3 protein-coding genes are annotated in these 10,511 nt (G+C 69.5%); all 3 read left to right on the forward strand.

Going from position 1 to position 10,511, the window contains the following annotated elements; all coding sequences use genetic code 11:
- Positions 1-2,988: beta-ketoacyl synthase N-terminal-like domain-containing protein (locus JNG39_RS20965; protein WP_368313906.1), on the forward strand; the 2,988-nt coding region annotated here is incomplete at its 5' end.
- Complete coding sequence (locus tag JNG39_RS20970; protein WP_368313907.1) at positions 2,989-8,235, forward strand: SDR family NAD(P)-dependent oxidoreductase; 5,247 nt, start codon at positions 2,989-2,991, stop codon at positions 8,233-8,235.
- The coding region (locus JNG39_RS20975) for a beta-ketoacyl synthase N-terminal-like domain-containing protein (RefSeq protein WP_368313908.1) at positions 8,232-10,511 on the forward strand (2,280 nt) is incomplete at its 3' end. The genes JNG39_RS20970 and JNG39_RS20975, both read left to right, overlap by 4 nt.

Below are 10,511 nucleotides of genomic sequence, written 5' to 3' on the forward strand. Positions count from 1 at the left end.
CAGGTGGGCCGCGAGGCGATGGAACACCGGCTGGGCTTCACCGCCACGTCGATGGCCGCGCTGCGGGCGAGCCTGCAACGCTTCCTGGCCGGGGAAGCCGGCGCGCCCGATGCGGAGGGCGAGGTGCTGCACCACGGCGAGGTCAAGGCGCACAAGGACGCGCTGGCGATCTTCAGCGCCGACGAGGAGCTGGGCGAGGCGGTGGCCAAGTGGCTGGCCCGCGGCAAGTACGCCAAGGTGCTGGACCTGTGGACCAAGGGCCTGGCCGTCGATTGGCGCGAACTGCACGTCGGTACGTCGCCGCGCATCCGTCCGCTGCCTACCTATCCCTTCGCCCGCGAGCGGCATTGGTTCGGCACCATTGAGGATCCCACCGGCATGCATGCCGCGGCGACCGCACCCCGTGTCCCGGCGGCGGATCGCGATCCGAAGGACGCGTTCGCGCCCGTGCGCAAGACCTCGGGAAAACCCGCCGTGGCGTTGCGCACGCTTTCCGGTGGCACGAGCGGCACGGTGAAGGCGAGCGTCGTCATCGCGCCGGCGCCGACGGACACCGTCGCGGCACCCGTCGCCAAGACCGTCGCCAAGACCGTCGCGCCACCGCCGGCATCCCCACCCGCCCCCACGGCCGACCTGCCGTCGCCCGAAGCCATCGCCGCGGTGCTGACCGAGACGCTGGCGAAGGCCTTGTTCATCGAGGAGGCGAACATCGGGCACGACGATATTTTCGTCGAACTGGGCCTGGATTCGATCATCGGCGTGGAATGGACCCACGTGATCAACCGCCACTTCGGCTTGAGCCTGCCGGCCACTCGTCTCTACGACTACCCGACGATCGCCGAATTGACCGCCTACCTGCGCGATGCCTTGCGCGAGCATGGCGCGCCGGCGCAGGACGCCGCCATCGATCGTTCGTCCCCGCCGTCACCCATCGATCCCGATCCGGAACCCGATCCGGTACCGCCCGCGCCGGTATCCCGCGCGAACGAGGCCCCGGACTTATCGGCCGACGCGTCGGCCGCCCCGGTATCTGCGGAAAACGCTTTCGATCCGCCGTCGCTGCGCCAGGGCATCGCGATCATCGGCATGTCGGGCCGGTTCCCTCGCGCGCCCACCGCAGAGGCGTTCTGGGAGAACATCGCGTCGGGCCGGGACTGCGTCGGCGACGTCCCCGCGGAGCGCTGGCGGGTCGACGATTTCTTCGCGCCCGGCGGCGACGAGGTCGGCACGACCTACTGCCGCGCGATGGGGTCCATCGACGACGTGGCGCAATTCGATCCGCAATTCTTCGGCATCGCGCCGGCCGAGGCGAAGATCATGGATCCGCAGCAACGTGTGTTCCTGCAAGCCTGCTGGGAGTGCATCGAGGACGCCGCGGTGGATCCGTCGACGCTTTCCGGCAGCCGCTCCGCCGTGTTCGCGGGCTGCGGCGCGGGCGACTACGGCATGGGCGGCGACGCCGCCTCGGCGCAGGGACTGATCGGCGGCAGCTCGTCGATCCTTGCCGCGCGCATTTCGTATTTCCTCGACCTGAAGGGACCGTGCCTGGCGATCGATACCGCCTGCTCGTCGTCGCTGGTCGCCATAGCGAGTGCCTGCGACAGCCTGCTGCTGGGCCAGGCCGATCTCGCCCTCGCCGGTGGCGTCTGCATCCTGTGCGGACCGGCGATACACCTCACCACCTCGCATGCGGGCATGCTCTCGCGTTCGGGCCGCTGCGCCGCGTTCGACCAGGCCGCCGACGGCTTCGTTCCCGCCGAGGGCGCCGGCGTGATCCTGCTCAAGCGGCTGGACGACGCACGGCGCGATCGCGACAACATCCTCGGCGTGCTCCGCGGATGGGGCGTAAACCAGGATGGCAAGACTAACGGCATCACCGCGCCGAGCGTGAAATCGCAGATCGCCCTCGAGCGCGAGGTGCACGAGCGTTTCGGCATCGATCCGCGCGCGATCACCCTCGTGGAGACGCACGGCACGGGGACGAAGCTGGGCGACCCCATCGAGGTCGAGGCGCTTGTCCACGCTTTTCGTGCCGCGCATCCGGACCAACCCTGCGACACGCCTTACTGCGCCTTGGGCTCGGTGAAGAGCAACATCGGCCATGCCCTCACGGCGGCGGCCGTGGCCAGCGTGATCAAGGTGCTGCTCGCCTTGCGGCACCGGAAACTGCCGCCCACGCTGCACTTCGACCGATTGAACGAACACATCGAACTGCGCGGCACGCCGTTCTACGTGAACACGCGACTGCGCGACTGGGAGACACCTCCGGGCGTGCCACGCACCGCCGCGGTCAATTCGTTCGGCTTCAGCGGCACCAACGCGCACTGCGTGATCGAGCAGGCGCCACCCGTGGCGGTTCGGCCGATCGCGCGTCCCGGTCATCTCGTGGTGCTGTCGGCGAGAACGCCCTCGCAACTGCAGGAACAGGCGATTCGACTGGCCGCCCACCTGGATACGCACGAGGTCGAGCTGGCCGATGTCGCCTGCACGCTGCTGACGGGTCGCAAGCACTTCGGCCACCGTCTCGCCTGCGTGGTCGCGAGCGTGCGCGAGCTCGGCGCGACACTGCGGACGTGGGCGTCCGACGGCGCGGCGAACGGCCTGGTCGCGGGCATCGCCGAGCGTGTCTTAACCGACGAGGCCGCGCTCGAACGAGGCGCCTCGTGCATCGACCGTGCCGCGCAGGTGCCCACGGCGGAGGATCACCTCGACCGCCTGGCGACGCTCGCCGCCTTCTACGTGGCGGGCCATCGGCTCGATTACGCGCGGCTGTACGCGGCGGACGCATGCCGCCGGATTCCCTTGCCCACCTATCCCTTCGCCCGCGAGTCCTACTGGCTGCCGACGCCTGCCGCGACCGCGCCGCTGGACGACATCGTCGACGCGGTGATGCGCGGGACGCTGGACATCGAACGTGCCGCGGCGCGCGTGCGGCACGTGTCCGGCAGGGGCCTGGACGACCAGGCGGTCGAGGACGAGGTGACCTGAATGAGCGATTCCATCGAATACATCCTGGGTGAACTCAAGGCGGGGCGACTGTCCAGGGACGTGGCGCTCGAGCGCCTGAAGCACGTGGCGAAGGGCGGCACGGCGGTACCGGGGGTCGCATCCGACCCGCTGGTGCTGCGCGAGACGTGGGTCGCCGAACCGGTGGACGGAATCGCGCGGGCGGACCTCGGCCGGATCGTATGCGTCGTCGACGCCGGATTCGGCGAGGTCGCGCGGGCCGCCTTCGCCGACGCGGCAGGACGGGCCGACGTTCGCTTCGTCACGACGGACGAGCTATCTACCGGTTTGAACGCGGCATGGACGGCGCTGGCCGGTCAGGTAGATGCGCTGGTCTATCTCGGTCACCCGCTGGAGCCGGTCGACGCCGACGCCGTGCATGGACCGCTGGACCTGCTCCGCGCGCTGCACGCGTCCCGCCTGCGCTGCCCACGGCTGCTCCTGTGTGCGACGTACGCCGATGCGATCGGCCGTTGCCACGCCGAATCGTGGATCGGCATCGAACGGACCCTGCGCGTGATCCAGCCCGACATGGCGTGCGCCGTGCTGGTTTCGGACGCGGGCGCGGAGGGCGCGCAGGCGTGGCGGGCCGCCCTCCCGGCGACGATCGATGAGCTTTTCGCCACCGAGGTGCGCAACGCCTGCCATGCCGACGGCGTGCGCTACGTGATCCGCGTGGCGGACGCCGAGCCGTCTTCCGCCGGCGCGTTCGAGGGGCGGGGGCGAACGTTCCTGATCACCGGTGGGGTCGGCGCGCTCGGCATGCGCTTTGCCGCGCACCTGGCACGCGGTGGCGCGGAGCGGATCGTCCTCGCCGGTCGGCGTCCCCACGATGCCGGCGTCGCGGCGCGGCTCGCGATACTGGAACGCGCGGGCCATCGGGTGGACTACCTCTCCATGGACGTGGCCGACGCGGCACAGGTGGAACAGGGCGTACGACAGATCCGTGCGAGCTTCGGCAGCCTGCACGGCGTGATCCACGCGGCAGGCATCGAAGCGCGCGACACGCTCTTCGACCGGTCGGCCGCGCAGGCGCGCGAGGTGATGCGGCCGAAAGTTCAGGGTACGCTCGTGCTCGACGAGGTCCTGCGCAGTGGCGACGAGACGGCCTTCCTGTGCTGCTTCGCCTCGGCGGCGGCTACGCTTGGCGACTTCGGCAGTTTCGACTACGCCGTGGCCAACCGTTTCCAGATGGCGTACGCGGAACACCTGGGCAGCGTGTCCCATCGGCGTGTGTCGTCGATCGGCTGGCCCTTCTGGGACGGCGACGGGATGGGCAGCGACGACGATCCGCAACGCACGCACCTCTACCTGGAAGGCGCTGGCATGCGGGCGCTCGGCGAAGTGCAGGGCATGCCGATTTTCGATCGGCTCGTGACGGCGCGGGGCGCCGCCACGGTGCTGTACGGGGACGACGCGCGACTGCGCGCACGCGTGGAGGCGGCGGTCGGTCGGATCGCCGCGACACCCGTCGTGGAACCTTCGTTGCCCGCGGCACGCGGCGCGTTGCGTGGATTTACCCTCGAACAATGCGTGGCATGGGAACTGACCGACCACGTCGCCGGGCTGCTCGAACTGGCCCGCGAACGGATCGAACCGAATCGCAACCTCACGGAGTTCGGCTTCGACTCGATGACGTTGACGCGGCTGGCCCGTCGCGTATCGACCCACTACGCCATCGAGCTGTCGCCCGCGATCTTTTTCAGCCAGCCGACCATCCGGCACGTGGCGGCCTATCTGCTGAAGCACTACGAAACACGTCTGCGCGAGGTCTACGGCGACCGCGACCTGCCGTCGCCGACTGAACCGCCTGCAGTTCCTATCCCGGCCGCCCCGGCGCCGGCGACGGCCGTTCCGGCGGAACGCGCCCCGATGGACGAGCACATCGCGATCGTCGGCATGAGCGGCCGATTTCCACAGGCGCGCGACATCGACGAGCTCTGGCGCATCCTCGTGGAAGGTCGCGACGTGGTCACGGATATCCCGCTGGACCGTTTCGACTGGCGCGGGCACTTCGGCGAAGGACGGCGCGAAGGTGTGCCGGCCATGGCGAGCAAGTGGCTCGGGGCCATGCCAGGCATCGACGAGTTCGATCCGCTGTTCTTCGAGATATCGCCCCGTGACGCCGCGGCCATGGACCCCAGGCAGCGCCTGCTGCTGCAGGAGGCGTGGCATGCGCTGGAAGACGCCGGCTACGGCGATGCCCAGTTCGCGCGGGACCGGGTCGGCATGTTCGTGGGCGTCGAGCAGGGCGACTACCAGTTACTCGCGGGTGCCAAGGCCAGTCTCACCGGCAACCATGACGGCATCCTGGCGTCACGGCTTTCGTACTCGCTCGACCTGCACGGCCCGGCCATGGCCATCAACGCGTCGTGTGCCTCTGGCCTCGTGGCCGCTCACCAGGCCTGCGTGAGCCTGCGCGCAGGCGACTGCGATGCCGCCGTCGCGGCGGCCGTGAACCTCGTGCTGACGCCTCACCCGTACATCGGGATGAGCGCCGCGGGCATGCTGTCGACGGACGGCCGCTGTTTCGCGTTCGATCGACGCGCCAATGGCATGGTGCCAGCGGAAGCGGTGGTCGCCCTCGTCTTCAAGCGGCTGTCGGACGCACGCGCCGCCGACGACGTCGTGCACGCGATCATCGTCGCCAGCGGCATCAACTACGACGGCAAGACGCAAGGCATCACGGCACCCAACGGTGCCGCGCAGGCGGCGCTCATCCGCCAGACCCTCGCTCGTGCGGACGCGGTTCCGGCGGACGTGGACTACGTGGTGACCCACGGTACCGGTACGCGACTGGGCGATCCGGTGGAAGTCGCCGCGCTCGACGAGGTGTTCAACGACGGACGCACGCCGCCGGGTCACTGCGCACTGACGTCGACCAAGAGCAATCTCGGCCACAGCTTTGCGGCATCCGGCCTGGTCAGCCTGGTCAGCCTGGTGCTGGCGATGCGCCACGAAACGATCCCCGCGAGCCTGCACTGCGAAGAGCCGAGCGATTACGTCGATTGGTCGCGCAGCGCGTTTCGGGTCAATCGCGAAAACACGCCGTGGCCACGACGCATGGACCGGCGCAGGCTCGGCGCCGTCAGCGCGTTCGGGATGAGCGGCACCAATGCGCACGTGCTGGTCCAGGAAGGCGACGCGGAGGGCGATGTCGTTTCGGCCCATGCACCGGCTTTCCTGCTTGCCGTTTCCGCCGCAACGGACGCTGCGCTGTCACATCGCCTCGGCGATCTCGCGGCAATGTTGCGCGACCCGTCATGGGACGCCGCACGGCTCGACGCGCTCAGCCACACGCTCCTGCGGCACCGCCGCCATTTCGCCCATCGCTGCGCTATCGTGGCGGAAGACGCGGCACAGGCGTTGTCGCTCATCGAAGCCGCGCAGGCAGGTTCGCGTTCGCACGCGGTGGCCAGGGGACGCGTGACCGGCGATTTCGTCGAGCGACCCTCGCTGCGCTCGTACGCAACGACCGTAGCCGCCAGGCTGGCCTCGCAGGCATCCGACAGGGCTGCCTATCGCGAGTCGCTGGCGACCATGGGCGACCTCTACTGCCAGGGATACGATGTGTCCTTGAACGAGCCTGCCGGTGCGCGAACACCGCGGAGACTGCGACTTCCCGCGTATCCGTTCAGCCGCCAGCGCTACTGGCTCGACGACGTGGTGCCGGACGAAACCAGACAGGTGTCCGACTTCGTTCCGGCCAGCGTCCCGGCATCGTCGATGTCGATCGGCATGCAATACGTGCTGCCGCACTGGGAGCCGGTTGCGGCCGGCCTCCTCGTCGACGATCCGGCCAACGCGTTCACCTGCCCGAGCCTTCGTCCGCTGGTCATCGGCGCCGACGACGCCACGGGCGACGCCATACGCGGCCATTACCCGTCGGCGCGCTTTGCCGGCGTCGACGCGCGCGACGATATCGCCAGCCTCGCCCGCAAGCTCGCCGACGTGAACGACTTCGACCACGTCATCTGGATCGCCCCGCCGTCGCGGCCCGCGCTCGACAGGAAGCTGATCGGCCTGCAGGAGGACGGCGTACTCTACGTCTTCCGGCTGCTCAAGGCGTTGCTCGCGCTCGACCACGGCACGCGTCCGCTGGCATGGACGATCGTCACGTTCCAGGCGTTGCACGTGCACGAGGGCGAAGCGGTCGCACCGGCGCATGCGGGTGTGCACGGCCTGGCCGGTTCGATGGCGAAGGAATTTCCGCATTGGTCGCTGCGCTTGCTGGATTGCGCGGATGACGCGTCATGGGCGGGTCGCGATTGGTCTTCCGTTCCGGCCGACGCCCGTGCCCATCCCTGGGCGTGGCGCGACGGCGTCTGGTTCCGCCGGCACCTGGTGCGCATCCGCTCCCGGCACGACGTGGCCCCTGCGCGCGAGGAAGGACGCGTCTACGTCGTGATCGGCGGAGCGGGGCACATCGGCAAGGCATGGACCGAACACATGATCCGTCGCGAGCGGGCGAAGGTCGTCTGGATCGGGCGCCGTCCGCTCGACGAGCGCATCCAGGCGGACATCGATCGCCTGGCGACGCTGGGACCCGCACCCGCCTACGTCGCCGCCGATGCAACGGATCCGGCATCGCTCGAACGCGCGCGTGCGCGGATCCGCGACGATTACGCGTGCATCGACGGCCTCGTGCTGTCGACCCTCCTGCTGGATCCGCGGGCGCTGGCCGATACCGAGGAAGGCCACGTACGGGCGGCGCTTCGCGCGAAGGTCGACGTCGCCATCCATGCGATGGACGTGTTCGGCGGCGAGTCGCTGCGCGAGGTCGTGTTCTTCTCCTCGATGATCGCGTTCATCCGTACGCCGCTGCACGCGGGCTATGCCGCGGCCTGCACGTTCTCCGACGCGTATGCGCGATGGCTTCGGCAACGGGCCGGCGCGTCCGTGCCTGTGGTAAAAACGATGAATTGGGGATTCTGGGATCGAGTGGAAAACGTCGAACTCGACGGCTTCGCGCACATGGCGAAGATGGGTATCGGACTCATCGGCGCCGCCGAGGCAATGGATGCGCTGGATCGCCTGCTCGACGGCCCGCTCGATCAGATGGGTATCGTCAAGACGGAAAAGCCGGTGCTCGTCGAAGGCGTGAGTGCGCAGGGCGAGATCACGGTGCAGGTCGGAGCGGCCATGCCCGACATGGCACGTCTGCGGGAGCGGGTGGAGCGCCTGGCCACCCTGGGGCAAGACGACGCGACACGAGGGAGCACCACATGAGGTCTGCGGTATCCGGGCAGCTCAACGCGGCGATCGCCGAGATTGTCGTGGCCTACGTGGAACAGCGAGGCGAGGTCACGGCGGATGCGGTCCGCGACCCGGTCCGGGTACTCGACATCGGCGCCCGAGACGGTGAGGCGACCGCCGCGTTGCTTGAGCGGCTGCAGGCGCATGCGGCCGATATCGCCGACTTTCGCCTGGCCGATGCCGCCGAGACGGTGCGTTTCAGGGCCCGCGCTCCCTTCGTGTCGTTCGGCCACGCTGACGCGGCGCCGGCCGAGCCCTACGATCTCGTGGTCGTCCACCTGGCAACGGATAGCGGGCAGGCAGCGATAGGCGCTCCGTGCCCTTGGAAAGCGATGCTTCGCCGCAACGGCCTGCTTGTGCTGCACGGGCGCCGCGAAGGCGATGCATGGTCGCGGCGACTCGCGGGCGAGGGTTTCCTCGATGTGTTCGTCGCCGCGGACGACGGCGACGGCGACGTCGTGGTCGGTCGAAGCGACGGGCGGGTGTTCACCACGCCACGTCGCGACGGACGTCGTCGCGACGCCTCCTCGCCGCCCGGCGTCGAAGGCGCGCGCCTCGGCGGCGACGCCCTCGCGGTCCGTCGCGTCCATGTCGCGCGCACGGTGCTCGGCGCCCTTTGCAAGGTGCTTCGCCTGGACACCGACGAGGTCGATCTCGGGGCCGCCTTCGCCGACTACGGGCTGGATTCGATCGTGGGCGTCGAATTCGTCGACGCGATCAATGCGGCGTTGTCGCTCGGACTCGACACCACGGTCATCTTCGACCACAGTTCGGTGAACCAGTTGACCGGGCATATCCTCGCGAACGCTCCCGACGCGGGGTCGGTCGCATCCGCGCCGGATCCCGTGGGCACGAGCCGGTCGGTCGCGGCGTCGTCGTCCGGCGACGTGACCGTCGTGGCCCGCAAGGGGCCGATCGCCATCGTGGGGATGTCGGGACGGTTCGCGCATTCGGACGACCTCGACGCGCTCTGGCGTCACCTCGCCGCCGGCGACGACCTGGTGGAAACGTCCTCGCGCTGGGGCGACGCCCTCGTCGCGGCGTCGGCGCAGGGTAGCTTCCTCGACGGCATCGACGAGTTCGACGCGTTGTTCTTCAACATCTCGGGCGTCGAAGCCCGCTACATGGATCCCAAGCAGCGGCTGTTCCTGCAGGAATGCTGGCGGGCGCTGGAGGACGGCGGCTATGCCGGCGCCGACATCCAGGAAAAATCGTGCGGCGTCTACGTCGGCTGCGAGCCGGGCGATTACGGCCTACTGTTCGACGCCAGCGCGCCGGCACAGGCCATGTGGGGCAACGCCTCATCGATCCTCGCCTCGCGCATCGCCTATCACCTCGACCTGCAAGGAGCGGCGATCGCGGTCGACACCGCGTGCTCGAGCGCCCTCGTGGCCGTCCACCTAGCCTGCCAGGCGCTGTGGAACGGTGAGCTGGACCTGGCCATCGCCGGTGGCGTGGCGATCGGTTGCGCACCGGCGACCTACGGCGGACCGGGTGCGGCCGGCATGCTTTCCGCCGGGGGGCGCTGCTATACCTTCGATGACCGCGCCGACGGTTTCGTCCCAGGCGAAGGCGTCGGCGCCGTGCTGCTTCGCCGGCTCGAAGACGCGCTGCGCGACGGCGACGTCATCCACGGCGTGATCCGCGGCTCGGGCATCAACCAGGACGGTGCGACCAACGGCATCACGGCGCCGAGCGCGCGTTCGCAGGAGCGTCTGCACAGCCAGGTCTACGACACCTTCGGCATCGATCCGGACGGCATCGACATGGTGGAGGCGCACGGCACCGCCACCAGGTTGGGCGATCCGATCGAAGTCGGTGCGCTGACGCGCGCCTTCCGACGGCACACGGCGCGGCGCGGATACTGTGCGATCGGCTCGATCAAGACCAACCTCGGCCACGCCCTCGCCGCATCGGGCATCGCCGGGCTGTTCAAGGTGCTTCTGTCGATGCGCCATCGCCAGATGCCGCCCTCGCTGCACTTCCGCGTCTGCAATCCACGCATCGACCTGGACGACAGTCCGTTCTTCGTCAACACGTCGCTGCGCGACTGGCCTGCCCGCACCGACGCCGACGGGGCCTCGCGGCCCCGCCGGGCGGCGGTCAGCGCTTTCGGCATGAGCGGCACCAACGCGCACCTGGTGATCGAGGAAGCGCCGGTGCGCGCGCGGGCGGCGGTGACGCGGCCGGCGCATCTGGTGGTGCTGTCCGCGCGCAGCGCGGCGCAGCTGCGCACGCAGGCGCAGCGC

The sequence above is a fragment of the Luteibacter sp. CQ10 genome (genome assembly GCF_040900725.1).
Taxonomy (GTDB): Bacteria; Pseudomonadota; Gammaproteobacteria; order Xanthomonadales; family Rhodanobacteraceae; genus Luteibacter.

What these genes read in the sequence shown, in the direction of transcription:
- JNG39_RS20970 (WP_368313907.1), top strand. Translation starts at nt 2,989, where the DNA reads ATGAGCGATTCCATCGAATACATCCTGGGTGAACTCAAGGCGGGGCGA.